This is a genomic window from Microbulbifer hainanensis (assembly GCF_014904735.1).
In the GTDB taxonomy this organism is placed as follows: Bacteria; Pseudomonadota; Gammaproteobacteria; order Pseudomonadales; family Cellvibrionaceae; genus Microbulbifer; species Microbulbifer hainanensis.
This window is the reverse complement of record NZ_JACZCR010000010.1, coordinates 81,581-108,044: the sequence shown is the minus strand read 5'-3', so window position 1 is coordinate 108,044 and position 26,464 is coordinate 81,581. Positions and strand designations below refer to the sequence as shown.

The window sequence follows — 26,464 nt, the reverse complement described above, 5'->3', positions numbered from 1 at the left end:
TATCCCAAAGATCCTCAGGGTTACCGCTGTATTTTTATCTCCGCGCGACCTCGGCTTTTTCCAGAACTGCAGAATTGTCTCTGGTCAGGAGATAGTTTTCCCTTGCCTGCGCGGTAAAGAACAGGGATCGGCTTTTTTCGCGCAGGTTGAGAATTTTTTTATCCGACGCGCGGCGCAAAATGTAGTTGCCCGCCGCCGGTAATTGCAGGTGCACCTCTCCGTCGCTGCCGGTGTGGAGGCGCGCACTGAGCAGCTGTCCGTCGCGCCAGTGCATGTCCACGGTAATGTCACCGCGAGCGCGCAGGCCGGTGACGGTGCCGTCGCGCCACACCCGCGGGAGTGCCGGCAAAAGCCGCACTACGCCGTTCTGGGACTGCAACAGCATCTCAGCGACAGCGGCCGTCGCGCCAAAGTTACCGTCTATCTGGAAGGGCGGATGACTGCTCCACAGGTTGGGCAGAGTGCTGTCGCGCAGCTGCGCGGCGAGGATGCTGTGGGCGTGGCTGCCGTCGTGCAGGCGTGCCCACAGGCTGATTTTCCACGCGCGGCTCCAGCCGGTGCCGGCATCGCCGCGCGCCTCGAGGGAGGTGCGTGCGGCGTCGAGTAGTTCCGGGGCATCGGAATTGATGCGGTCGTCGGGGTAGAGGGCGAACAGGTGCGAGACGTGGCGGTGGTGATTGTGCGGATCGTCCAGGTCTTCCTTCCATTCCTGCAGTTGTCCCCAGGAACCGATGCGCAAACCAGGGTCAAGCTTTTCCAGGGTATCGCCGAGCTGCTCGGCAAAAGTAGAGTCGCCCAGGCGCAGCGCTGCGTCGCGGGTATCGCGCAGCAGCGCATAGACAATCTGCTGGGACATCGCGGCGCCGGCGGTAAAGTTGCCCTGTTCCGGCGAATAACTGGGTGAAACCACCAGCCGTCCGTCGCGCGGGTCCGTCACCAGGGTATCGAGCCACAGTTGCGCTGCGCCCTTCATGACAGGATATGCGCGCTCGCGCAGAAATTTCTGGTCGAGGGAAAAGAGGTAGTGCTGGTAGTAGTGGCTCGCTAGCCAGGCACCGGCTTCCGGTTGCCAGAAGGCGGTGGGCCAGTCGATGACGCCGGCAAATCCCCAGGGGTTGGTATTCAGGAACAGTGTCCAGCCGCGAGCGCCGAGCAGTTTCTGCGCGGCGAGGGCGCCGGGTTTCTGCAGACTGTCGACGAAGTCGAACAGCGGCGCCGTGGTCTCGGACAGATTTGTGACTTCTGCCGGCCAGTAGTTCATCTGCAAATTAATATTCGCGTGATAGTCGGCATTCCACGGTGGTGTGGCGGAATGATTCCACACGCCCTGCAGGTTTGCCGGCAGGGAGCCGGCGCGGGAACTTGCGATCAGCAGGTAGCGCCCGTACTGGAAATACAGGGCCTCCAGGCGGCGGTCGGCAACTTCGTCGCCCTTGCCGTAGACGTTGAGCCAGCGATCGATGGGCGGATTTTGCGGGCAGTCGCTGTTACCGCTGCTGTTGCCATCGATTTTTTCATCCGTCTCCGGCTGCCGGCAGCGGTTGCCGTTCAGGTCGAGTGCAACCCGGTCGAACAGTGACTGGTAATCGGCAACGTGATCCGCGCGTAAAGCCGGGTATCCCCTGGCGCTGGCTCTGTCCATCCGCGTCTGCAGGAGCGCGTGCGGATCGCGGCCGCGGTAGTCCGGATAGCGTTCAGCGTAATCAGTGCCGGCGGTCAGCAGCAGGGTTGCGCTGTCGGCGTCGCGTATGAGCAGCTTGCCGTCTTTCTGTTCGATTACGGTGCCGCCCTCGGCAATCACCTGCAATTGAGTCTCGTAGCGCAGGCCATTGTCCTGCAGGGCGCCGCGAACGGTGATGCGCCCACCCTCCATACTGACGTGGGCACTGCGGTTGGCGGGGATATCGAGACTGGCCTGGAAACTGATACTGCCGCGGCGGTCAGCACTCAGGTGCACGGCGATCACGCCGTCCGGGTGGCTGGCGAGATACTCGCGCCGGTAGCGCACGCCGCCGGCGGTATAACTGACCTCCGCGAGAGCCCTGTGGATATCCAGCGCGCGGCGGTAGTCGCTGACTTTTTCAGGTTGGGGGAATTCGAGTCGCAGGGCACCGAAGCTCTGGTAGTTACCGTAGGCCCGGGTTTTGCGGCCGAGGTGTGCGGCGGCCTCTTCGGGAGAGAGACTGCCGTCCCGCCGCAGTACCCCGCGCACATGCGTCAACGCGGCAGTCTGCGCCGCAGCTGGAATACCGTAGTCGTAACCTTCCGCACCCGGTCCGCCGGTCCACAGGGTTTTTTCATTGAATTGCAGCAGGTCGGTCGCAACACCGCCGGTGACGGCTGCGCCCATGGAGCCGTTGCCGATGGGCAGGCTTTCGCGCTCCCAGTCCTGTGCCGGGTGATCGAACCACAACTGCTGCGGCGCCTGTGCCGAGGCGGCAGACGCCAGGGCAGCGCACAAATACAGCGGCGCCAGACGAGCCAGTCCGGGGACACGCGCACTTTTGTTGGCGGCAGTTCGGTTCATCGCTGTATCAGGTGTTATTGATTATTTATTCGTTGTGGTGGTTGTTTTTGATTCGATTTCCGCTGTGTGCGGAATCGGCACCACCTTATTTGAGGGTCAAGTTACCACCCAATGTAAACGTTTACAATATTTATAACAATTATATGCTAAATGGCTGTGGTCGGCGGAAACCGGTGCCTGGCGGAGTTGCAGCGGGCGGGATTGGGAGATCGCTGAACGGATTGGCCTGTCCCCGAAAAGGGATGACTGGGAGCTGTCGGGCCATTTATCATATTTATCAAATTATAAGGATCGACAGTCGTGGACAGACAGAACAACGGGCGCAACCTCACCCAACAGCTCGTGCACACCCTGGGCGCTGAGATTGCCGGTGGTCGCTACCGCTGTGGAGAGGGCCTGCCTTCTGAAGCCGTCCTCTGCGAGGAGTATGGCATCAGCCGCAGCGCTACCCGCGAGGCGATCAAGATGTTGACGGCAAAGGGGCTGGTGAGCTCGCGGCCGCGCCAGGGTATTCGTGTGCAGCAGCGGGAACAGTGGAATCTGTTCGACCCGGATGTACTGGACTGGATTCTGCGCTCCGGTCCCTCGCTGGAAATGCTGCGCGAGTTTCTGCAGTTGCGAATGGCGATTGAAAACGATGCCGCCGCGCTGGCGGCTTCCTGTCGGGACATCGGCAAGGTGATGGAAATCGGCCTGGCGTTACAGCGCATGAAAGAGGCCGAAGAGGGCTTCAGCGATCCGGTGGAAGCGGATATTGCCTTCCATATCAATATCCTCAACGCGACCAACAACCCTTTTTATATCCAGCTCGGCAGTTTTATCGAAACCGCACTGCGCGTCAGTATCCGTTTTACCAATCGGATCAAAGGGGTGGAGACGGCGAGCTACGCCAATCACCGCAAACTGTTCGATGCCATCGACCGAGGAGATACCGAGGGGGCGCGAAGTGCCTCAGCGACCATGCAGGCCGAGGCGCTGGCCCTGATCGAAAGCGAACTCGCCGCGCGGGCCCTCGCCCCCGCCCCCGCAGAAGAAATGGCCGGTACCGCCTGAATTCCGCGCCATAGAGGCAATGGACTGCACGATACTGCGCCCTACTATTTTTCGACCACCGGCCCGACTGCTTTGTCGGCCAACGCTCGGCTACTAATAGAGATACAGGCGCAATTTCTGGATCTGCCATTCGCCGTCGGGAATGCGCAGGTGGCGTCCCTGGTGGCTCTGGTCGCCATTCAGCCATCGACCCGCTTGCCACTCGCCGTTGCGGTATTCCCCTTCGCTCAATTTATCGATACCCACACGCGCCTGGTCGCTGTCGAATGTCAGCACCACGCCGGTGCCGGCGACGATAAAGTCTTCGGGCCCGGTCTGTACTATCAGGGCGCCGGCCTCGGGCCAGTTATCCGCGTCCGCGCCGTCGGACCAGCCGAGGGTGAGCTCGTGGCGCGCGGTGAAGTGGTAGTCGCCGAGGGAAAATTCCATCTGCGGTTTTTCCCGGGTGAGCCAGACGCCGGCGCGGTGTGCGCTGTCGCTGGCGGAGAGTTGTGGTGCCAGTTGGTTCAGCAGGGCGTAACTGCGGCGCAGGTTGTCCGTCGCCGGTGCCCGCCCGGTCTCGACGGAAAACGGCGAAAAGCCCAGCGCCTTATAGTGGCCGAACGCAAAGAGCGCCTTGGCACCGACGTCACTGTCGAAGCGCATCTCCGGAATAAACAGTGCTTCGCCCCCGCCGGTGTAGCGATCGTTCCAGTAGCGGAAGCGCGGATTGTAGAAATCCGGCGACAGCAGGTCGATCGACGGTGCGGCCGCTTTCCAGATATCCAGCAGGTGCGGCAGTGGCCCGCCGCTGGGGTATTCACCGGGTTTCCTGCCGGGACGGTTCAGCGCGGCGTTGACATACATCGGCAGCGGATAGGCTTCCTTGCCGGCAGTGGCCACGGCGTCGGCGTATTGTGCGTAGTGCCAGGCGGTGAAGATTTCCTCACCGGCGGTACCGTCGCCAAACACCTGACGCCAGTTGCCGGATGTGCGGAAGTTGCTGTCCGCCCAGGTGTCGCGCAGCTCCGGCTGCAGTGTGGCTTTGTGTTCGCGCAGATAGGCCATCAGTTTGTCGGGCACCTCCCCGGCGTAGGCTGCATCTGCCAGTGGGTGATGGTCGCGGGCACTGGGCAACATGCCGATTTCGTTTTCTACCTGCACCATCAGTACCGTTTCGCGGCGCCTGTCGACATCGCCGATAAATTGCAGCAGTGCGCGGAAGGCGCGGCGATCTGCATTGAGATTGGCGGGGCTGAAAGCGGTGAGAATATCCTGCGCTTCACCGGATACCGAACGGCTGCGAGGAAAACGCTGGCTGTCCCGTTTGACCCACGAGGGCGCGTAAGTGGACATGCTGTTTTTCCAGCTGCCGAACCATAGAAAGACCAGTTTCAGGTCTTCACGCCGCGCGCGCTTGATCAGGCCGTCCACCAGAGAGAAATCAAATGTACCTTCCCGGGGTTCGATCAATTCCCAGTAGATCGGCACCAGCAGTGTGTTCAGGTGCATGACCCCGGCCTTGGGCCAGATCTCTTCCATGTAGTCGAGGCTGGATGCACTGGAGTTGCCCAGCTCGCCGCCGAGCATCAGGAAAGGCTTGCCGTTGACCAGCAGCCGGCTAACGCCGTTATCCCGGTGCAATTGCGGAATTGCCGCAGCCGGTGTCGCGAGCAGTCCGAGCAGACTGCCGGCGAGCAGCGCGCGAATCAGGGCCTTGGCAAACATCAAATTTCTCCGCGAATAAAGGGTTTTACCTGCTGGGTGTAATAGGTTGCGAGCTTGTCGTGCAGGGCGCTATCCAATCGCGGCAGTGCTGCGGCACCCGCGTTGCTGTCAATCTGCGCCGGGCTGGAGGCGCCAGCGATTACTGTCGATACGGCGTCGTGATCCAGGATCCAGCGCAGGGCGAGCTGGGCCATATCGAAACCCTCTGGCAACAGGGTGCGCAGGCCCTCGGTCAGTTCCACGCCCTTTTCAAACGGGATTCCGCCGAAGGTCTCGCCAACGGAAAAGGCTTTGCCGTCGCGGTTATAGTGGCGGTGGTCGCTGACATCGAAACGGGTTTTGCGGCTGAATTTTCCCGACAGCAGGCCGGAAGCCAGCGGCAGGCGTACGATGATGCCTACATTGTTTGCCGCCGCTAAATCCAGCAGCGATTCGATCGCATCCTGGCGGTACAGGTTGAAAATAATCTGCAGAGTCGCCAGTTGTGGCTGTTGCAGGCACACAAAAGCTTCGTCGATGGTTTCCACGCTGGCGCCGTAGTGACGGATCAGCCCTTCGCCTTTCAGGTCGTCCAGCCAGGCAAATATTTCGCCGTCGCGCAGTACGGCCGGCGGTACGCAGTGGAGCTGGGCGAGGTCAATGGTTTCCACGCCCAGGCGCGCGGCAGACGCCAGCAGGCTCTCACGCACACCCTTTTTGCTGTACTGGTCGGGGAAGAGTGACGGCGAGCGCCCGACTTTGGTGGCGACATAAAGCCCGGCGGGCTTTTGTGCAAAACAGCCGATACGCTGTTCACTCAGCCCACCGCCGTAGACATCGGCGGTATCCCAGAAAGTGATGTGGTTTTCTGTGGCCGCATCCAGAATGGTTTTTGCGGTTTCCTCGGCCAGGGGACCGAAGTCTCCACCGAGTTGCCAGCAGCCGAGGCCGATCTCGCTGACCTTATAGCCGGTCTTGCCGAGTGTGCGTGTTTGCATACTAATACCTCTATTGGTCGGGTCTGGTGAGCCGAGTCGCGATCATCTTGCACTGGACGCGGGCCCTTGAAACTTTGCGCGGAAAAATGCGTAAAAACTAATTGCGCGAAACCTGTAGTACGGTCTTGCCCCAGCTATCCGTGCGGAAGGGCACCGCCGGCAGACCTGCGCTGTTGTACAGGTTGGCGCCGGCGGGATTGTCGGCCCATGCGTAGCGTACGGCGATCGGCCGCGCTACCCGATCGCTATGCAGGATCACGCGGTTTCCTTCAATGCGCGCATCGGCCCAGTGGAAGTGCCGGTCTTTTCCGGCGATGGCAAAGCGTTGCAACTGCCCGCCGCGAGCTACAAGGCCGCCGGCGGTATGATCGAATTTCAGGGTGACCTGGTCACCGTCGATGTCCAGCGACTTGAATTGCGGCCCGCTGCCGACAACCGCGCTTTTGCGGTAGGCGACCGTCTGCGCGGCCAGGGCGAAACGCCGCCCGGCCTCCCGCTTGTTCAGCGGGTGGATATCGTTCCATTCGCCGATATCGATGGCGGTGGCCATCGTCGTTGCCGGCAGCGTCAGGGCGCTGGCCTGGGCTTCGCGCAGCCGCGCCCAGTCGCTGTCGGTTGGCTTTGTGCTGGGTTCGAGAAAATTGGCCAGCTGTATGAAGACAAAGGGAAAGTTATTGCCGCGACGATTGCGCCAGTCGCGGATCATCGCCGGGAACAGCTGGCGGTATTCCTCCGCGCGTCCCACGTTGGATTCGCCCTGATACCAGATGGCGCCTTTGATGGCGTAATTTTCCAGCGGATGGATCATGCCGTTGTAGAGGCCGGTGGGTTTCCAGCGGACAAAAGTCTGACCGGCAAGCGGTTCCATTTTGGCGCCCACCTTGAATTGCCAGCTGCCGCGCAGGTCGATACTCCGCTGTTCGTCGGGGGCGGCAAAGGTTATGCGGTAGGGTTTGTCGGCCACGAAACCGCCGCGGCCGCGCTCATTGGTGACGCGGATGGCGATGGTGTTTTTACCGGCTTTCAGCAGTCCCTCGGGCACCGGGTAGCGGCGGCGCGGATAGAGATAGGTGGTGTTGCCGACTTTGGTGCCGTTGATAAAGGTAGTGTCGGCATCGACGATGCGGCCGAGAGCGAGAATACCTGCCTTGCCTGCGAGGTCTTCCGGTACGTCGAAGGTCCTGCGGAACCAGACAACGCCCTGCTGTTCGCCGACGGCTGTATCGGCCCAGTATCCGGGTACGGTCATCTGGTGCCAGCCGTCGGTCTGCAGCTGTGCGCTGCTCCACGGGTATTCCGCATTGCCGCGATCACGTTTGTCCGCAGTGTCGTACCAGGCCTGGATGCGCGACTGATCCTGTTGCTGGATTTTTTCGATCAGCGCTGCATCCTTGAAACGCTGCAATTCCGCGTAGAGCTGCGGAAATTTCTTCAGTGCGGATTCACTCAGCCAGGATTCTGCCGGAGAGCCGCCGAGGCTGGCGTTGATCAGGCCGATGGGTACCGCTTCCCGCCGGAAGGTTTCGTCGGCAAAAAAATAGGCCACGGCGGAGAATTCCGGCAGGTTGTCCTTGATCGCAGTTTTCCAGCTGCCGTCGGCGAGATCCTTTTGCGGGGTATTGAAATCGTAGTGCTGCGGTACGAGGAACTGGCGGATCAGCGGGTTGTCCTGCAGGTGCAGCGGTTCGCCATAGGGCGGCATGATTCGCCCCAAGGGGTATTCCATGTTTGACTGGCCGGAACACAGCCACACGTCGCCGACGAGAATATCGTTGAGCCGGATAGAGTTCTCGCCGCGGATTTCCATTTTGTCGGGGCCGCCGGTTGCCTGTTGTGGCAATGTAACCTGCCAGTCGCCTTTGGCGTCCGCCGTTGCGCTGTAGCGCTTTTGCCGGAATTGCAATGTGACCTTTTCACCGGGATCAGCCCAGCCCCAGATTTTCAGCGGTGTATTGCGCTGCAGCACCATGCCATCCCCGACCAGTCGCGGAAGCCGCACTTCGGCCTGCAGTGGTGCGGAGAACAGAAGGCCGGCGAGGATCGGCAGTAGCGCCCTGCGCAGGATGCGGCACTGTGTATTTTGAAAGATTGCCATTGTGTTGTTCCCCGTAAAAAAAAGGCCCTCTCCGGTGCTGCGAGAGAGGGCAGGGTTACAGCGCACTGTGTTGGGAGGCACTGTTAGTAAAGCGATTGCGGGCGATGCTCTATCGGCGGCGCTCGAGTCGATCACTGTGTGCAGAAACCTGCTCGCCTGCGAGCAAGGCGTTGCCGGCATTGGCGAGATACAGATAGGCCGCTGCCAGAGTGATCACATATTCGTTCTGGCCCCAGAAAAACGGCCAGTTTTCCTTGTTCTCGGGGAAGTCCGGTGGCAGTACCAGCACGCCGGGTACCACTCCGCCGGGAATAAACGAGAAGTCGGCGCGATTGTTGCCATAGGCCACTGTCTGCGAATGGGCGCCGACACCGGAGACAAACGAGGTGCTGGAACCGGGGCGGGTACCGAACAGGTAGTTGAGACCGGCGTAAACACGCTCCGTATCTACCAGATCGGGGAAGGCCCGGTGCAGGTAGTAGTTGGCGATCGCGTTGTGGACCACGGCGCTGTTGCCCGCCCAGCCGAAACGGGTGATGGGTACGTCGAACGGGGTTTCGCTGTCGATCGTGCGCTGCTGCGCCACCTGTTTTTCCGCCAGCGCGCGGATCTGCTTGCGATAGGTGTCGTCCATCTGCGGCATCGCCTGCAGCAGTTCGGGAATATTGAACGCGAAGTTTTCGCGCACCTGCGGCAACAGTGCGCGCACCGCGTCGGCATAGCGCCGTTCGCCGGTGGATTTCAGCAACTCCACCGCCGCCTTCAAACGCTCTTCCTCCAGGCGGCCACCGGTGGTGTTGCCGTAGTGGTAAAGCACAGGGCTGTGGGCATTTTCGTAATCCCACACCTGTTGCGCCGTGTGCAGACTTTCGGCTGCCAGCTTGTCGTTGTAGCCGCGCAGGGCACGGCTGGCGGCGGCGAGTCCGGCCGCAGAGCCGTAGTTCAGCGCCGACGAGCGATTGGTAAAGGCCCAGCGGTCATCGAAGGCGCCGCTGTTGCGGCCGCGCTCGTTCAGCACCCGTTGCGCCGGGCGCGGCGCATCGGTGTCGGCGGCAAACATACTTCCGGTTTTGCGCTCGCCGGCAAACGGATCCAGCTGCGGGTCGTAGACCAGGTTGTCGGTCTTGGTAGAGCCGTCACCCAGGTGCGGGTACTGGTACAGGTGTGCGGCGACGATACCGGGAATCGCGTGACCCACGGCGCGGAACTGGGCGAGTAGCGCCAGGCTGCCGTGTTCGATCTGCTGCACAATGTCCGATTTGCCGTCGGGCAGGTGAATCTGCGTATAGCGCTTGGCCTGGCTGACCGTCGTGTTGTCGCGGTCGATACCAAAATCTTCCCAGGCATGGACCAGCTGGCGCACGGTGGCGTACTGGGACTGGGTGCGGATGTCGTAGTCGCCGGCGTCATACCAGCCGCCTGTGTCGAGACCGGGAATATGTTGCAGCGGCTTGAAGCGGGTCTCTGTCTGTGGCCCCTGGGCGTAGAGGTCGAAATGTTCGTAATTCACCGGTGCCTGCAGTGCGTCGTCCAGGTGCGAGGCGCCGTGCCAGACCCGGTAAGCTTCGCGCACGCGCATATGGTCCATCTGCACCGGGAAATACAGGTCCAGCGTCAGCTGCCAGCTGTCGGCATAGATGTCGTCGGCGATACGGAAGGGCGCGCTGCGCTGCTCGCCGTATTCGATCACGTAGAGGCCCGGCGCAGTGATGCTGCTGAAATCAAACGTCGCATAGTCGTAGCGCAGATAGTGGCCCCAGTCGTGCACATCGCTGTGAAAGCGCTCTTCCAGTTTGCCGTCGGCAGTTACCTGCAGCAGCCTGGCCTGCGGCCGTGTGCTGTCGTGCGGATCCAGTTCGATCAGGGCGCGCTTCTGTTGCGCGGGGTGGTAACCGAGCTGTGAATGCTCGATCACCGGCGCCCGGGTCCAGCCGGGCTCGGTGTTGATGTGGATAAACCACTCGGCCACTTTACCGGTGGCGTGTGCGGGCAGCAGGCTGCGCACGACATACCAGCCGTTTTGCGCCTTGTTGCGGCCGTCGAACAACTGCAGGTCGGCAGTACCGTCGGCGGCGGCAATACGGATACGCCGCTGCGGATCCTCCGGAGCCAGAACCAGTTGCCGGCCCCGCGCCAGGGCTTGTGGCTCGCTCTCGCCATCTGCGCGCAATCGCATCGGACCTGCAGGATAGCGTGGTAAGAGTCCGCTGTTGCCGTCGGCGAGGTAGCCGCGGCCAAAGTATTCCGCTGGCAGAAATTCCAGGTTCAGGCCGGCGCGCCCGGCCAGTTTTTCTGGCAGCGGCTTGTCCAGGTAAACCCGCAGCGCGATGCCGTCTTTCCGGGCGGCGCTCTCGATGCGGTAGGAAAAATTCTCGTCCCGGTAGCGCATTGTCACGTCGATGCGCCGGCCCTCCCGCTGCACGTTGCGCTTTACCATTTCCCCGAGTGGGTCCCACTGCTCCGGCGTCGGCTGCAGGCGCACGTCTCCATTGGTGGCGACGCGCACACCGTGCTGGATGATTTCCACACCGCTGGTCTTGGCATCGTTAAAAGTTCCACCGGGCGGGTTGCTGAATACGAGCACATTGGCGCCGCGGGCGGCGAAATAATCGCTGTCGTTCAGTGCCAGCTGCTGTGCGGTTGCCGGCAGCGTGGCGCAGGAGATCAGCGCCGCGAGCAGGGCGCTTGCGCGGCGATTGGTGAGTTGGATGTGCATTGGGGATTCCATCGATCGCTGCGGGTGTAGGCAATGCACCAGCTGTTCACCGGTGACAGCGGGATCCCGCGGGGTTTGCAATGGGGAGAGAGGCGGATGCCGGCAGGTACCGCTGTGCCGGCTCCGCGCGCTTCCGCCATCCTGTGGGATTTGCGGGCGCAGAGCGGAGATGAAGTCGCACTGGTGTCGAAGGGAATCATCGCCGTTTTCGCCGAGTTATTTTTATCGTTTTCACCGGTACGGATGTCGCAGCGACAGGCCCGGTGTATTTGTTCTGGAATAACGCTACCATTCGATGTAAACGTTTACAAATGAATGGTGCGCCAATCGGTGCTCACGCCCGTTCAGCTTGCTGGTCCGCTGCGGTGCCGGGCTGTTTTTCCGGGATTCTTATTACCAGTCGTGCATCCCGCCATCTTCCAGCCGGTTCACTGGCAAGTAGGCGCGCTGGTAGGGAAATTCCTTCGCCAACTCCTCATCGATATCCACGCCGAGGCCGGCTTGTTCTCCGGGGCGCAGATAGCCGTCGCTGAAAGTGTAACCGTGCGGAAAAACCGCATTGGTCTCGTCGGTGTGATGCATATATTCCTGAATGCCGAAATTCGGAATCGACAGGCCAAAATGCAGTGCCGCGGCCATCGTTATCGGCGAAAGATCGGTGGCACCGTGGCAACCGGTGCGCACGTTGTAAAGGGCGGCGAGGTTGGCGATGCGGCGCAGGTGGGTAATGCCGCCGGCATGCACAACCGTCGCGCGGATATAGTCGATCAGTTGCTCCTCAATCAGCTGTTTGCAATCCCAGATACTGTTGAACACTTCGCCAACTGCCAGCGGCGTGGTGCTGTGGCTGCGGATCAGGCGGAAGTTGTCCTGGTTTTCCGCCGGTACCGCGTCCTCGAGCCAGAAGAGTCGAAAGGGTTCCAGGTCTTTTGCCAGTCGCGCCGCCTCGATGGGGGTCATGCGGTGGTGGGCGTCGTGCAGCAGGTGAATATCCCAGCCGAGTGTTTCCCTGGCGCAGGCGAACAGCTCCGACGTGCTGCGGAGGTATTTTTCCGTCGACCAGACATTCTCTGTGGGCAGGTCGGCATCTGCCGGCTCGTAGCGTTCCTTGTCCTTGGAAACACCGTAGGTGGAGGCGAGCCCAGGTACGCCACTCTGCAGGCGCACCGCGCGGTAACCCATATCGATATATTTATGCGCTTCGCGCAGGGTTTCCTCAATGGTTTCGCCGTTGGCGTGGGCGTAGACCATACAGCCCTGGCGACAGGCGCCACCGAGCAGCTGGTAGAGCGGCAGGCCGGCGAGCTTGGCTTTGATATCCCACAACGCCATATCCACCGCGGCAATGGCGCTCATGGTTACCGGTCCGCGCCGCCAGTAAGCGCCGCGGTAGAGGTATTGCCAGGTGTCCTCGATATTGTGCGCATCGCGACCGATCAAGCAGGGAATCACGTGATCCTGCAGATAGCTCGCCACGGCGAGCTCGCGGCCGTTCAGCGTCGCGTCGCCGACGCCGTGGACATCAGATTCGGTTTCGATTTTAAGGGTGATGAAATTGCGGCCGGGACAGGTGACGATTACCCGGGCGGCGGTGATTTTTGGCATGGGTTACAGTCCGTCGGTCAATGGTCTCAGGGGCGGGGCAGTTATATTAGCCCCGGTTTTCGGCAAAGGCGCTCAGCGTCTGGATGCTGCCGTCGGCGTTGTAAGTCAGTGGCAACATCTTCACGTTGCGCAGGTGTGTCTGTCCGCCGGAGAGCTGCGCATCGTGGTAAAAGAGATACCACTGGCCGTTAAACTTTGCGATTGAGTGGTGATTGGTCCAACCCAAAACCGGCTTTAACAACACGCCGCGGTAGGTGAACGGGCCGTAAGGACTGTCTCCGGTTGCGTAAACAATATTGTGCGTGTCGCCGGTGGAGTAGGAGAAGTAATAGGTATCGTTGTACTTGTGCATCCAGGCGGCCTCGAAGAAACGCCGGTCGGTTTGCCCGGCGCGAATCGGCGTGCCATCGGGATTCAGTAGCTCAATTTTTCGCGGCGTTTCGGCAAAACCCAGCATATCGCTGGAAAGCTTCGCCACCATTGGTGCGATCGCCGCTTGGTCGTCAGTGGGATAGCGGTCTTCCTCAGTGTATTTTCCGGTTTGCCAGCGCTGCAGTTGCCCGCCCCAGATACCACCGAGATAGAGGAAATGCTCTCCGTCTTCATCGGCAAAGACCGCGGGATCGATACTGTAACTGCCGGGAATGGGCCGCGGCTGCGCGACGAAAGGGCCAGTCGGTGAGTCGCTGACCGCGACACCGATCCGGAAAATATTCTGCTCATCCTTGGCGGGGAAATAGAGAAAGTACTTTCCGTTCTTGCGTGCGGCGTCCGGTGCCCACATCTGTCGTTTTGCCCAGGGTACGTCGTCGACCGACAGGGCCACGCCATTGTCCCGCACCCGGCCGCCGACTTTATCCATGGACAGGACATGGTAGTCGCGCATAGCGAACTGTTCGCCGCTGTTGTTCTCGCTGGAATCGGTGGCGATATCGTGGGAGGGATAGATAAACAGTTTTCCATCCCAGGCGTGGGCGGAGGGGTCGGCGGTGTAGATATCCGTAACCAGCGGCGCCGAGGCAAAATTTCGCGGCGATGTCACAGGTTTGCCATCGGCGACCGCGACGGTTTGCTGGAGTGAAGCACCGGCGGCAAGCATTAGCGCCAGCATGCACCTGTTTATTTTGAACATCGCTGTTTCCGTTTCGTTATTTTTTTGCGGCAATTACTGCGGCAATCGAGCGGGCTGCGAAGCCCCGCCCGATTACCGGGGAGCGCCGTCAACCCCGCACCGTCAGCGTAGTGGATTTCAGTTCGGCTGAGTTGCCGCCGGCCATGATGTCGAATTCTCCCGGCTCCACTACCTGTTGCATGCGCAGGTTCCACAGCGACAGGTCGTCCTGGCCCAGCGTGAATTTGACGGTGCGCTCCTCGCCCGGCGCCAGGCTGACGCGCTGGAATTTCCGCAGTCTTTTCACCGGTTGGGTGACCGAAGCTACCTTGTCGTGAACATACAGCTGCACCACTTCATCACCGGTGCGCGCGCCGGTGTTTTTCACCTTGACGGCAACCTGTACGGTGCCGTCTGGCGCTATAGCCGGAGTCGACAGTTGCGGGGTGCCGATGTCGAAAGTGGTGTAACTGAGACCGAAGCCGAACGGGAACAGCGGCGATTTGTCTTCGAACAGGTAACCGCGCCGTGAACTTGGTTTGTGGTTGTAGTAGAGCGGCAGCTGGCCAACATCGCGGACGAAAGTAACCGGCAGTTTGCCACCGGGATTACTGTCGCCGAACAGGGTATCGGCCATGGCGGTGCCGCCCTCCTGTCCCAGGTACCAGCCCTCGATCAGCGCGTTGGCGCGGCTGGCGATATGTCCCACTGCCGGTGGGCGGCCGTTGATCAACACTACGATCACCGGCTTGCCCAGCGCGAACATGGCATCTGCCAGTTCGCCCTGCTGGCCCACCAGCTTCAGGCTGGCGCGGTCTCCCAGGTGGTTGTTGGCCCAACCTTCGCGGCTGGTCTGCGCGGTGTCGCCCACCGCCAGCACGATAGCGTCGGCACCTTTGGCGATGGCCACAGCCTGCTGAATGCGCGCGCGGTTTTCCTGCGGATCGGCGAGCTTTACTTCGTCCGCCCACCAGTCGTCATTTTCTGTAATGCGCACGCCTTCGGCATGCACAACTTTCACCGCATTGCCGAGTTTTTCGCGGATACCGTCGAGAATGCTGACCCGGTGGCGCGGGCCGCCGGAGTAACCGCCGAGCCGCGCCACTGCGGCGTTGGGACCGATCACGGCCAGTGTCTTCAGGGCGCCGGCGTCGAGGGGCAGGGTGCCGTCGTTCTTCAGCAGGACGATGGATTTGCGCGCAGCTTCCAGGGCGAGCTCGCGCGCCTCTGTATAGTCGGTAACTGCCCGCGCGACCGCGGCATCGCCGAAGGGGTTTTCAAACAGGCCGGCGTTGAACTTCATTGCCAGCATTCTGCCGGCGGCCCGGTCGATCTGGGATTCCGGCACCAGGCCGCTGCGCACGGCATCGGTCAGCAGGTGAAAGGCGCGGCCGTCGGGCATGTCGGAATCCACACCCGTATCCAGTGCAGCGGCGGCGGCCGACTCCATATCCGGCACCATATGGTGCAGGTTCATCAACTGTGGAATTGCTTCGTAGTCGCTGACGATCGCGCCCTTGTAACCCCATTCGCCCCGCAATACGTCGTGCAGCATCCATTTGTTGACGTGGCTGGGTACTCCATCGATTTCGTTGTAGGACGGCATCAGTGCGCCGATATGGGTGCGCTTGACCACCTGTTCAAACGGCGGGAAAAAATATTCGCGCAGTGTGCGTTCACCGAAAGGTGCCGCGCCGACATTGGTGCCGCTCTCCGGCTGGCCGTGACCGGTCATGTGTTTCAGCGTGGCGAATACCTTGTCGTCCGCCAGTGGCAGCGTGTCACCCTGCAGGCCGCGCACCGCGGCCACACCCATTTCACCGACCAGGTATGGGTCCTCGCCGAAGGTTTCCTCGATGCGCCCCCAGCGTGGATCCCGCGCGATATCCACGACCGGCGACAGCACCAGCGATACACCGCGGGTGCGCACTTCGCGGGCGATGACCGAATTAATCCGCTGCGCCAGATCGGTATCCCAGCTGCTGGCCAGGGCAATGGCCTGGGGGAAACTGGTGGCGCCCTCGGTGGCGTAGCCGTGCAGGGCCTCCTCGTGGAACAGCACGGGGATACCCAGGCGGGTTTCGCGCACCGCGTAATCCTGTACCGCATTGATAAATGCGATGGTGTCTTCCTGACTGCGCCAGCGCGGGCCGCCCGCCGGCGCGCCGCGGCGGTCGGATGGCCGTGCGATCTGGCCGATGCCGTTGGGGAAGGCGTCGTGTGCTTTGGCCGCGTCGAAATTCAGGTTGTCGTCCATGATGGACGGCTTGTCCTCCCACACGGTAACCAGCTGCGCGACCTTTTCATCCAGGGTCATGCGCGACAACAGATCCTCCACGCGCTGCTCGACCGGTGCGCTGGCATCGCGGTACAGCGGTGTCTGTTCGCCGTTGGCTGTGGTGGAAGCAGTAGGGCTTTTTTCACCGGTTGCCGTGAAGAAGGCAGCGATGGCCAGGCAGCTGCCGGCGCCGAGGCCGATCAGCAGTGCTTTTTTGCGGAATTGCACGGTGGTATCTCCTTCATCATCGTTATTGTGTTATCTTTTGAGGAAATGTTAGCGGTACCATCATAGGTGGCAAGGCCCGGTTGGAAAAGGGCTTTTTGCGACATTCTGTGCGACTGACTCGGCTTTATTGCCTGGTCGGGAGCGCGGAAAGTGCGCGGAAATACCGCTGGCGTTAGAGATTACGAAAACCCAAAAACATAAAAATAGAGGATTGGGTTTATGCGATGGTGTGATTGGTTCTCCCGTCTTGCGGCGCGGAGTGCAGTGCTTATATCGATTGCGACAGCGGCCCTGCCCGCAGTCGCCGAAGACGGTTACGACCTGTGGCTGCGCTACAAGCCGGTATCGGCCGAGTGGCGCAGAGAGTACCGGCCGCTGGCCCAGGCGCTGCTGCTGCCGCGCGCGCCGTCGCCGACAATACGCGCCGCCGAGCGCGAGCTGCGCCGCGGCCTCGCCGGCCTGCTCGGTGCGGAACCCCAACAGGCAGGTAGCGTGCGCCGCGACGGCACGCTGCTGCTCGGCACACCGGCTTCGTCGCCCACCATCGCCCGGCTCGATCTGCCGCTGGCGCAACTGCGGCCCGGCGGCTACCTGATTCGCAGTGTCGTCGTCGACGGGCACCGGGCCACCGCCATTGCCGCCAACGACGATATCGGCGTGCTCTACGGCAGTTACCGATTCCTGCGCCTGCTGCAGACCCGGCAACCGATCGCGCAGCTCGACCTGGCTTCCTCTCCGCAGATACAGCTGCGCCTGCTCAACCACTGGGACAACCTGGATCGCACCGTGGAGCGCGGCTACGCCGGCCAGTCGCTGTGGGACTGGTGGCGCCTGCCGGATTTCCGCGATCCGCGCTACACCGATTACGCGCGCGCCAACGCCTCCATCGGCATCAACGGTACGGTGCTCAACAACGTCAACGCCAAGTCCGACAGCCTGACCCCGCGCTACATTGCCAAGGCGGCGGCGCTGGCGGATGTATTCCGTCCCTATGGCATTCGCGTCTATCTGTCGGCGCGCTTCAATGCGCCGATGGAAATCGGCGGGCTGGGGACCGCGGATCCTTTGGACTCGGACGTGCGCCACTGGTGGCGTGACAAGGCGGATGAGATCTACGCGGCGATTCCCGATTTCGGCGGTTTCCTGGTGAAGGCAAATTCCGAGGGCCAGCCGGGGCCGCAGGATTACGGGCGCAGCCATGCGGACGGCGCCAACATGCTGGCTGCAGCGCTGGAACCCCACGGGGGGGTGGTGATGTGGCGGGCCTTTGTTTACGCGCACGACAATCCCGAAGACCGCGCCAAACAGGCCTACAGCGAGTTCAAATCCCTCGACGGTGAATTTGCCGACAACGTAGTGCTGCAGGTGAAAAACGGCCCAATCGATTTCCAGCCGCGGGAACCTTTCCACCCGCTGTTCGGCGCCATGCCGCATACGCCGCTGATGATGGAGTTCCAGATCACCAAGGAATACCTGGGTTTCGCCACGCACCTGGCTTACCTCGGGCCCCTGTTCGAGGAAGTACTCGACGCGGATACCTGCCGCTCTGCCAGCGGTCGCTGTGATGGCAGTGCGACGGTCGCGAGCGTGGTGGACGGCAGCTTACACGGCTATCGCACGACGGGGATTGCCGGCGTGGCCAATATCGGCACGGATCGGGACTGGAGCGGCTCCATTTTCAACCAGGCCAACTGGTATGTCTTCGGTCGCCTGGCCTGGGATCCGCGCGACTCTGCGCGCGCCATTGCCGAGGATTGGCTTTCGATGACGTTTGTGCCCGACGGGAGTTTCGTCGGGCCTGCAGCGGACATGATGATGGCTTCGCGGGAGGCGGTGGTGGATTACATGACGCCGCTGGGGCTGGCGCACCTGATGGGTACCGGCCACCACTACGGTCCGGCGCCCTGGGTCGACACACTGGCGCGACCGGAATGGAACCCGGTGTATTACCACCGCGCCGACGCGCGCGGCATCGGCTTTGACCGCACGGCTGAGGGGAGCGACGCAGTCGCACAGTACGCGCCGCCAATCGCCGCGAAGTTTGCCGGGCGCAGCAGTGTGCCGGAGAAGTATCTGCTCTGGTTTCACCACTTACCGTGGAACTACCCCATGTCGACCGGTCGCGACCTGTGGGGGGAACTCGTCTACCGCTACGATCGGGGCGCGGATGAAGTAGCCGCCATGCGCCGGCAGTGGTCGGCGCTGCACAGGTACGTCGATCGCGAACGCTTTGCCAAAACAGCGGATTTTCTCGCGATTCAACAACGCGAAGCGCGCTGGTGGCGCGACGCCTGTATCGCTTATTTTCGCTCCGTTTCCGGCCGCGAGCTGCCCCGTGGTGTGCGGCCGCCGGAGCACGCACTGGCGTACTACCGGGCGCAGAAGTTTCCCTGGGCTCCGGGACACTGACAAGCGTGCATCCTGGTTCAATTTCGCGTCCGGATTTGCGTCTCGACATGGACCTGCACGATTCGCCCGGCCGGACGATGGAGTACGGCAGCGGAAGTTTGCAAACTGTCCCTCCGGCAGCATCGCGGAAGCGTATCGCGACAAAATACCCCATGAATTTTCCATACGGGAATAAAACCGCTTGACAACGCCAAAAGGGAGGCGTAATTCTAAAAATGGTAGCGGTATCATAAAACGATAAATACCGAACAATAACCAATAAAAAAAAGCCACCAAAGCACTCCTGGAGTTGTGCAGTCGGGAAAGGTACGGCGGCAAATCGCGAATGAAGGGAGAGTCCTATGTTTCAACGCAAGAAGTTGTCGGATGTCATTATCACGGTAATGGCAACCATGGCCTGTGCACAGACGGCCATGGGACAGGAATCCAGCCAAATCGAAGAGGTCAGCGTTACCGGTATCCGCGCATCACTCGAGCGCTCGATGGATATCAAGCGCGACTCGTCCGGCGTCGTGGACGCCATTTCCTCCGAAGATATCGGTAAATTTCCGGATACCAACCTCGCGGAATCTCTGCAGCGCATCTCCGGTGTGTCGATCAACCGCGTCAATGGCGAAGGCTCTGAGATTACCGTGCGCGGCTTTACCGGCAGCAACAACATGGTCACCTTGAACGGTCGTACCCTGCCGGGCGGTATTGCCTATGGCGGTGGCAGTGGTGCCGGTATCACCCGCGGCGGTGGCTCCCGTGCTTTCGACTTTGCCAACCTGGCTTCGGAGAGTGTCAGCGGCGTGCAGGTGTACAAGACCGGCCGCGCTGATATCACCAGCGGTGGTATCGGTGCGACGGTGAATATCGATACCGCCAAGCCGTTCGACAACCCGGGCATGCAGGCAACATTCGGCGGCAAGTTGGTCAACGACACCACCAATGTTGCCGGAGACGATTTCACCCCCGAAATTTCCGGTATCTTCAGCTGGACTGACGACAGCGAAAAATACGGTGTCTCCCTGAGTGGCAGCTATCAGGAACGCGATTCCGGTGCGGCGGCATCCGCGGTCAACGACTGGAATATCGGCACCTGGGGCGAAGATAATCTCTATTCCTTCACCGACGATGCCGTGATCGAAAACGCTCCGGCTGACGGCCAGCTTTACGCGCGTCCGAATGACCTGCGCTACGCCTGGTCCGATCGCCACCGCGAGCGGACCAACGGCCAGCTGACTCTGCAATTCCGCCCGATGGACAGCATGACCCTGACCGGCGATTACACCTACGCGGAAAACTACCTGCAGGAACACCGCGGCGAACAGACCTTCTGGTTTGCCAACGGTAACAGCGCCGATCACGTTGCCTTCGACAACTCCAGCGTGGCATCGCCGATTCTCTATTCCGAAGTGCTCAGCGGCAAAGACGCCGGCTTCGAGCAGCAGTGGCGCGAGCAGACCAACACACTGAAATCTGTGGGCTTCAATGCGGACTGGCAGGTGAGCGATGCCTTCAGTCTGAAATTCGACGCGCACAATTCCACCATGGACAGTCTGCCGAGCGGACCTGGCAATGCCGGCTCTATCGATGTCAGTATCGCCGCGCCGATCCTGACTTCGCAGGTGGTGAACTACGGTGGCGACTTGCCCATTGCCAACGTTACTTTCGATGATTCTGTGCGCGGCAATAACAATGGCCAGTTTGATACCGGCGATTTCGGTACCCAGGTGGCGCGTATCTGGTATGCCGGCCAGTCCACCGAAATTACCCAGGCGAAACTGGACGGGTCACTGGAATTCGATAACGGCCGTTTTGATTTCGGCGTCGAATCCATGGCCGTGGATATGAACCAGCAGGCGTCCAACCGCTATATGGGCCTGGGTGACTGGGGTATTGCCAACCCCGGTGAGATTCCCGATGAGCTGTGGAATCAGTTCAGCCTCACCGGGCAGTTCGACGACTACAATACGTCGAATGCGCTGGGAACCGGTTTCCACGGCGATCCCGTGGCTCTGTGTAACTGGGCCATGACCCAATACGCTACTGCCGGCAACGGCTACCAGTGTGCGATCGCCGATAACTTCACCACCAACAACGATGTGGAAGAGGATTCCTCCGCGGTCTACTTCCAGGTGGCCATCGACAGTCAGCTCGGCGAAATGCCCACACATATGTTGGCCGGTGTCCGCTACGAATCCACCGACGTGAAGTCGTCTTCCCTGCAGCAGCTGCCGCAATACCTGTTGTGGCAGGACAACAACGACTTTATGACCAAGTACGCCGACGGTGATCCGCAGCTGATCAGTGCCGATGCCAGCTACGACAACCTGCTGCCGAGCTTCGACTTCTCGATCAACTTCCGCGAAGACCTGAAAGGCCGTTTCTCCTACAGCAAGACGCTGGCCCGCGCCGGTTACGGCAGCCTGTCACCGTCGGTGAGCAACTTCGGCACCGTAGGCTCCACCTACAATGGCACTATGCCCACGGCACAGGCCTCCAACCCGGCACTGCTGCCGCTGGATTCCAACAACCTGGATTTGTCTCTGGAGTGGTATTACAGCGATACCAGTTATGCCTCGGTCGGCTTCTTCGAGAAGCGCGTCGACAACTTTATCGGTACTGCGCAAGTGGATGAAAACCATTTCGGCATGCGCGACGTGACCAATGGCCCGCGCGCGGAGGCGGCGGCCCAGGCACTGGCGGATAATGGTTGGGCGCTCAACGATACATCGCTGTTTGTGATGATGTCGGTACTCGAGCACCCGGAAGCCTATCCCAACGGTGCGGCGGACTATACCGACGATGCGCAGTTCGCCATCGACGTGGCCACGGCCTACGATCTGGCGCCGAACGGTGACGATCCGCTGATGATGTTCCGCACGTCCAAGCCGGACAACAACAAGGAGGCGAAGATTTACGGTGCCGAATTCGCGGTACAGCACTTCTTCGGTGATACCGGTTTCGGTGTGCAGGCGAACTACACGATTGTGCGCGGCGATGTGGGTTTTGATGTGAACGCGAATCCGAGCGTTGCCCAGTTTGCCCTGACCGGCCTCAGCGACACCGCTAACCTGGTGGGGATTTACGAAAACTACGGCTTCCAGGCGCGCCTTGCCTACAACTGGCGCGACAACTACCTGAACGAAGTCAACAAGGGTAACTCCAAGAACCCGGTTTTTGTGGATGATTACTACCAGCTGGACCTGAACGTCAATTACGAGGTCAACGATAACCTGAATGTGTTCTTTGAAGGGTTGAACTTGACTGAAGAAAATGTGCGTCAGTACGGCCGCTCTTACAGCCAGCTGTGGTACCTGGAAGACCAGGGCGCGCGCTACCAACTGGGCGCACGTTACGCTTTCTGATTGCTCGAACCTCACCTGGGTGAGTTTGTTGTTAAGCTTGGGCCGCTACTTTCAGCGGCCCTTTTTTATGGCCATTTCTCCGAAAAAACCGTTGCGCCAAGGGTATTTGAACGCAATACTGGAATGCCAAAAAACTGTGCTTTCATCGGTGCAAAGCTGCGAGCTGAGCGTATGTCCCCGGCTAGTTTTGCCGCCGGATGTAATGCGAAAAACGATAAAAACTACAAGTGATGGGGGAGCCATGACCAATCATGTGCTGTTGAACAATGTCTCTCACAAAGACCTGAAAATCATTACCGATTACTCCGCCAGCTATGGTGATGATGTCGGTGCTGTGGTCACTTTCCCGACCGAGTTTGGCGATATTCAGCGGGAATACCCGATCCTGTTACACCGCGATGGCGATCAGTTCCAGGCCGTGGCACTGCTCGGGTTCCGCCGGGCTGAAAACCTGTTTCTGGAAAATGGTGACTGGAATGCCAGCTATGTTCCGGCCATTGTCGCCCGCGGTCCTTTCCTGATCGGTTTTCAGGAGCAGGAGGTGGACGGCGAGTTGCGCCGCGAGACGGTGATCCATGTGGACATGGACAATCCGCGGGTCAACGAAAGCCGCGGCCAGGCTGTATTCCTGCCCCACGGGGGCAACTCGCCTTACCTTGATGGCATTGCTTCGACGCTGCGCAAGATTCACGCCGGGATGGAGATTGCCGGCGGTCTGTACAGTGCACTCGATGCGTGCGGGCTGATCGAGTCGGTCAGCATCAGCGTGGAGATACACCGCGACGAGCATATCGAACTCGGTGGCTACTACACCGTGAACGAGGAGAAGCTCGCGGCCCTGGACGGCGCCAGCCTGGAGAAACTGAACCGCGCCGGATATCTCCGCGAAGCCTTCCTGCTTGCGGCCTCTCTCCATAACATCAAGAAGCTGATCGAGATGAAGCGCAGGCGCGTTGCCCGTCAAGCTGAAACGGCCCGTGTGGTCGAGGCCTGAGTCGGGGGCGTGGCCATGAGCGAAGCAGCCAATCGGGTTAGAGAACTGCGTGGTATCACTCCCGACGCGATTCCCTTTGCGGAATTGATGGAGGCCGGAGAGCCGGTGCTCCTGAAAGGGCTGGTGAAAGACTGGGCGCTGGTCGAGCTGGGCAATCGTACCAGTGCGGCGGCGATGGACTACCTGAAGTCTTTCTACAACGGCCGCACCGTCGGTACCTATCTCGGCCCGCCGGAAATCCGCGGGCGCTACTTCTATACCGAAGACCTGGGCGGCATGAATTTCGAGTTGCGGCGACTGCCGCTCGACCAGGTGCTGGACCAGTTGTCCGAGTACCTGGATGACGCGGCGCCGCCGTCGATCTACGTCGGTTCGACGACCGCCGATGCCTGCCTGCCGGGGCTGCGGGAACACAACGATCTGGAATTCGATGACCCCATGTTTGCCGGCAACGATCCGCTGATGAGTATCTGGATCGGCAATCGTTCGCTGGCATCGGCGCACTACGATGCACCGAACAATATCGCCTGCTGCGCGGTGGGGCGGCGTCGCTTTACGCTGTTTCCACCGGAGCAGATTGCCAACCTCTATCCGGGTCCGCTCGAGCCGACACCCGGCGGACAGGCGGTGAGTATGGTGGATTTTGCCAATCCGGACTTCGAGCGCTACCCGCGTTTCCGCGAGGCGCTGGCGGCGGGGCAGGTGGCGGATATGGAAGCGGGTGATGCGATTTTCTACCCCAGTCTCTGGTGGCACCAGGTCGAGGCGCTGGCGCCGTTCAACGTGCTGATCAATTACTGGTGGAATACATCGCCGAAGTTCATGGGCACACCAATGAACGCGGTGTTCCACGCGCTGCTCAGTCTGCGGGATCGCCCGGGACAGGAGCGGGCGGCGTGGAAGCACATTTTTGACTACTACATTTTCGGCGCGCGGGAACAACCGCGGGAACACCTGCCGGAACAGGCCCGGGGCCTGCTCGGCCCGCTGGACGAAACTGCCGGGCGTCGGCTGCGGGCGATGCTGATCAACAAATTGAATCGTTGACGGACACGGACCGCGAGAATGTATTGCGATGGCTCTGTGTGAGGCGAGTGGAAATCCCGCACAGGCGTAATGCCGGGGCGATAGTCGCGATAAGAGGTGAGAGATGCAGAACAATAAAGAGAAGGTCTCGAAGGTCGTTATTGCCGGCGGCGGTACCGCCGGCTGGATTGCTGCTGCAGCGCTGTCGAAGAAACTTGGGGAACTGCTCGATATTACCCTGGTGGAATCCGAAGCGATCGGAACGGTCGGCGTCGGCGAGGCCACCATTCCACCAATGCGGGTGTTTCACAAATTGCTGGGGATAGACGAGGCGCAGTTTATGCGCGCGACGCAGGCTACTTTCAAGCTGGGTATCGAGTTTGAAAACTGGGGACGGGTCGGCGATCGCTATATCCATGCCTTTGGCAAAAACGGCCGCGAGAGTTGGCTGGCAGAGTTCCACCACTTCTGGTTGCGCGGTCTGGAACTGGGGATCGAATCAGAAATCGGCGATTACTGCTTCGAATTGCAGGCGGCGAAGGCGGGGTGCTTTGCCACGTCGCCACAGTCGAATATCAACTTCGCCTATCATCTTGACGCGGGGCTCTACGCAAAATTCCTGCGGGCCTTCAGTGAAAAGCTCGGAGTCCGACGCGTCGAGGGCAAGATTGCCCACGTCAACCAGTGTGCCGACAGCGGCGACATCCAGTCACTGCTACTCGAAGACGGCCAGGTGCTCGAGGGCGACCTGTTTATCGACTGCACCGGCTTTCGCGGCCTGCTGATCGAGCAGACGCTGCACAGCGGCTATGAGGACTGGTCCCACTGGCTGCCCTGCGACAGCGCCGTTGCCGTACAGACGAAGCGCTGCGGCGAGGCTCTGCCCTATACCCGCTCGATCGCCCGGGAGGCGGGCTGGCAGTGGCGCATACCGCTACAGCAGCGTACAGGCAATGGCCTTGTCTATTGCAGCCGCTACATGACCGATGAAGACGCACAGCGGGAGCTGCTGGCAAATGTCGAGGGTGAGGCGCTGACCGATCCGCGCGTGCTGCGTTTTCGCACAGGCCGCCGCAGAAAAGCGTGGAACCGCAACTGTATCGCGCTGGGACTGGCCAGCGGTTTTATCGAGCCGTTGGAATCCACCAGTATCCACCTGATCATGACCGGTATCACGAGGCTGATGCAGCTGTTCCCCTTCGCTGGGATCACCCCGTCACTGGAAGAGGAATACAATCGCAAGACCCGCGAGGAGCTGGAGAAAATCCGCGATTTCATCGTGCTGCACTACCACCTGACGGAGCGGCGCGACAGCGCCTTCTGGCGGCACTGCCGCAGTATGTCGGTTCCGGAAACACTGGCTCATCGCATGGCGCTGTTCCGCGAAAACGGCCACGCCTTTCAGGCAGAGGGCGAGCTGTTCCGCGTGGACTCCTGGGTCCAGGTCATGGTGGGGCAGGGACTGATTCCCCAGCGCAGTCACCACCTCGCGCGCATGATGAGCGAGAGCGAGCTCGACAACTTTCTGGCTAGCATTCGCCAGCAGATCCGCGATGCCGTTGCGCAGCTACCAGCGCACGAGGTGTTTATCGAACGTTACTGCGGGGCCGGGTGCAGTGAGGTCGGTGCCTGATGCGACTGCAGCGCCACCCGGAATTTCACATAAAGGAACTGACCATCGGGCGGGAGCGTGCGCCGCTATTGGTGGTGGATAACTTCATCGACGATGCGCGGCAGCTCAGGGAGTCCGCCGCCGGAAAATCCTTTTCCGCCAGCAGTCGCTACTACCCCGGCGTGCGTGCGCGGGCGCCATTGCAGTATCGACAGTTTTTCCTGCAGCAGTTGCAGGATCTGCTGATCGAGCATTTCCAGTTGCGGGCCGCCAAACTGGCTTTCTCCATGTGTCATTACTCGCTGGTGACGACCCCGCCGGAGCAGCTGTCGCCAATCCAGTGGGTGCCCCATGTCGACTCCACAGAACCGCGCGGGCTGGCTTCGATCCTCTACCTGTTTGACCGGCCATTCGGCGGCACCGCATTTTACCGGCATCGCGCTACGGGGTATGAGACCATTGATACGGGACGGCGCGAACCCTATTTGGTGCAATTGCAGCGGGAGAGCGCTGCGGAGAATTTCCCCCGCAGTGGCTATATCGATGGCGACAATCCCTACTTCGAACGCATTGCCGCGCAGGATGGCGTGTTCAACCGCGTGCTGATTTACCGGCGCAATTCACTGCATTCCGGTTCCATCGCCAGCGACTTCGTGCCGGACGCCGACCCGCGTACGGGCAGGCTTTCCATCAACAGTTTCATTGATGTGATCTAGTTCCGGCATTGTGCCAGATATTGCGTTGATGCAATGTTTGGATAGATCATTAGACGT

Annotated in this window: 15 protein-coding genes; 7 read left to right on the top strand and 8 right to left on the bottom strand. The window is 60.7% G+C overall.

Going from position 1 to position 26,464, the window contains the following annotated elements:
* Positions 1-34 precede the first annotated feature (34 nt).
* On the bottom strand, positions 35-2,527 hold the full coding sequence (locus tag IG168_RS03990; protein WP_193161949.1) for a glycoside hydrolase family 95 protein: 2,493 nt from the start codon (positions 2,525-2,527) through the stop codon (positions 35-37).
* A 300-nt stretch (positions 2,528-2,827) separates the two neighbouring features.
* On the opposite strand from IG168_RS03990, the gene IG168_RS20900 reads away from it, so the two are divergent.
* A complete protein-coding gene (locus IG168_RS20900; RefSeq protein WP_193161947.1) occupies positions 2,828-3,580 on the top strand; it encodes a FadR/GntR family transcriptional regulator in 753 nt (250 codons plus the stop codon).
* Between the two features lie 93 nt (positions 3,581-3,673).
* Here the strand turns inward: IG168_RS20900 and IG168_RS03980 are convergent, their stop codons facing one another.
* The 7 genes from IG168_RS03980 to IG168_RS03950 form a co-directional block, all read right to left on the bottom strand.
* A complete protein-coding gene (locus IG168_RS03980) occupies positions 3,674-5,287 on the bottom strand; it encodes a GH35 family beta-galactosidase (protein WP_193161945.1) in 1,614 nt (537 codons plus the stop codon).
* Entirely contained in the window at positions 5,287-6,264 is a 978-nt protein-coding gene (locus tag IG168_RS03975) for an aldo/keto reductase (protein ID WP_193161943.1), read from the bottom strand. The genes IG168_RS03980 and IG168_RS03975 overlap by 1 nt, the downstream gene beginning before the upstream one ends.
* Before the next feature lie 97 nt (positions 6,265-6,361).
* A complete protein-coding gene (locus IG168_RS03970) occupies positions 6,362-8,359 on the bottom strand; it encodes a sialate O-acetylesterase (RefSeq protein ID WP_193161941.1) in 1,998 nt (665 codons plus the stop codon).
* Between the two features lie 109 nt (positions 8,360-8,468).
* A complete protein-coding gene (locus IG168_RS03965) occupies positions 8,469-11,075 on the bottom strand; it encodes a glycoside hydrolase family 9 protein (protein ID WP_193161939.1) in 2,607 nt (868 codons plus the stop codon).
* 393 nt (positions 11,076-11,468) lie between these two features.
* Positions 11,469-12,680 (bottom strand): D-mannonate dehydratase ManD, encoded by a 1,212-nt coding sequence (gene manD, locus IG168_RS03960; protein ID WP_193161937.1) that lies wholly within the window; start codon positions 12,678-12,680, stop codon positions 11,469-11,471.
* A 46-nt stretch (positions 12,681-12,726) separates the two neighbouring features.
* A complete protein-coding gene (locus tag IG168_RS03955) occupies positions 12,727-13,812 on the bottom strand; it encodes a glycoside hydrolase family 43 protein (RefSeq protein ID WP_193161935.1) in 1,086 nt (361 codons plus the stop codon).
* Positions 13,813-13,900: 88 nt separating this feature from the next.
* On the bottom strand, positions 13,901-16,297 hold the full coding sequence (locus IG168_RS03950; protein WP_319024656.1) for a glycoside hydrolase family 3 N-terminal domain-containing protein: 2,397 nt from the start codon (positions 16,295-16,297) through the stop codon (positions 13,901-13,903).
* A gap of 264 nt (positions 16,298-16,561) precedes the next feature.
* On the opposite strand from IG168_RS03950, the gene IG168_RS03945 reads away from it, so the two are divergent.
* The 6 genes from IG168_RS03945 to IG168_RS03920 all read left to right on the top strand — a co-directional run bounded on the left by IG168_RS03945 (position 16,562) and on the right by IG168_RS03920 (position 26,407).
* Positions 16,562-18,706: an alpha-glucuronidase family glycosyl hydrolase gene (locus tag IG168_RS03945; protein ID WP_319024655.1), complete on the top strand. Its 2,145-nt coding sequence runs from the start codon at positions 16,562-16,564 to the stop codon at positions 18,704-18,706.
* A 341-nt stretch (positions 18,707-19,047) separates the two neighbouring features.
* Complete coding sequence (locus IG168_RS03940; RefSeq protein WP_193161931.1) at positions 19,048-22,059, top strand: TonB-dependent receptor; 3,012 nt, start codon at positions 19,048-19,050, stop codon at positions 22,057-22,059.
* A 241-nt stretch (positions 22,060-22,300) separates the two neighbouring features.
* A complete protein-coding gene (locus tag IG168_RS03935; RefSeq protein ID WP_193161930.1) occupies positions 22,301-23,053 on the top strand; it encodes a SapC family protein in 753 nt (250 codons plus the stop codon).
* Positions 23,054-23,068: 15 nt separating this feature from the next.
* The gene (locus IG168_RS03930) at positions 23,069-24,100 is read left to right on the top strand and encodes a cupin-like domain-containing protein (protein WP_193161928.1); all 1,032 of its coding nucleotides are present in this window, start codon (positions 23,069-23,071) and stop codon (positions 24,098-24,100) included.
* 103 nt (positions 24,101-24,203) lie between these two features.
* A complete protein-coding gene (locus tag IG168_RS03925) occupies positions 24,204-25,712 on the top strand; it encodes a tryptophan halogenase family protein (protein ID WP_193161926.1) in 1,509 nt (502 codons plus the stop codon).
* Positions 25,712-26,407, top strand: a complete 696-nt coding sequence (locus IG168_RS03920) for a DUF6445 family protein (RefSeq protein ID WP_193161924.1) — start codon at positions 25,712-25,714, stop codon at positions 26,405-26,407. Before IG168_RS03925 ends, IG168_RS03920 begins: the two co-directional genes overlap by 1 nt.
* The last annotated feature ends 57 nt before the right edge of the window (positions 26,408-26,464 follow it).

Coding starts and splice junctions, on each gene's coding strand:
- IG168_RS03990 (WP_193161949.1), bottom strand. CDS start 2,527: ATGAACCGAACTGCCGCCAACAAAAGTGCGCGTGTCCCCGGACTGGCT.
- IG168_RS03980 (WP_193161945.1), bottom strand. CDS start 5,287: ATGTTTGCCAAGGCCCTGATTCGCGCGCTGCTCGCCGGCAGTCTGCTC.
- IG168_RS03975 (WP_193161943.1), bottom strand. CDS start 6,264: ATGCAAACACGCACACTCGGCAAGACCGGCTATAAGGTCAGCGAGATC.
- IG168_RS03970 (WP_193161941.1), bottom strand. CDS start 8,359: ATGGCAATCTTTCAAAATACACAGTGCCGCATCCTGCGCAGGGCGCTA.
- IG168_RS03965 (WP_193161939.1), bottom strand. CDS start 11,075: ATGCACATCCAACTCACCAATCGCCGCGCAAGCGCCCTGCTCGCGGCG.
- manD (WP_193161937.1), bottom strand. CDS start 12,680: ATGCCAAAAATCACCGCCGCCCGGGTAATCGTCACCTGTCCCGGCCGC.
- IG168_RS03955 (WP_193161935.1), bottom strand. CDS start 13,812: ATGTTCAAAATAAACAGGTGCATGCTGGCGCTAATGCTTGCCGCCGGT.
- IG168_RS03940 (WP_193161931.1), top strand. CDS start 19,048: ATGTTTCAACGCAAGAAGTTGTCGGATGTCATTATCACGGTAATGGCA.
- IG168_RS03935 (WP_193161930.1), top strand. CDS start 22,301: ATGACCAATCATGTGCTGTTGAACAATGTCTCTCACAAAGACCTGAAA.
- IG168_RS03930 (WP_193161928.1), top strand. CDS start 23,069: ATGAGCGAAGCAGCCAATCGGGTTAGAGAACTGCGTGGTATCACTCCC.
- IG168_RS03925 (WP_193161926.1), top strand. CDS start 24,204: ATGCAGAACAATAAAGAGAAGGTCTCGAAGGTCGTTATTGCCGGCGGC.
- IG168_RS03920 (WP_193161924.1), top strand. CDS start 25,712: ATGCGACTGCAGCGCCACCCGGAATTTCACATAAAGGAACTGACCATC.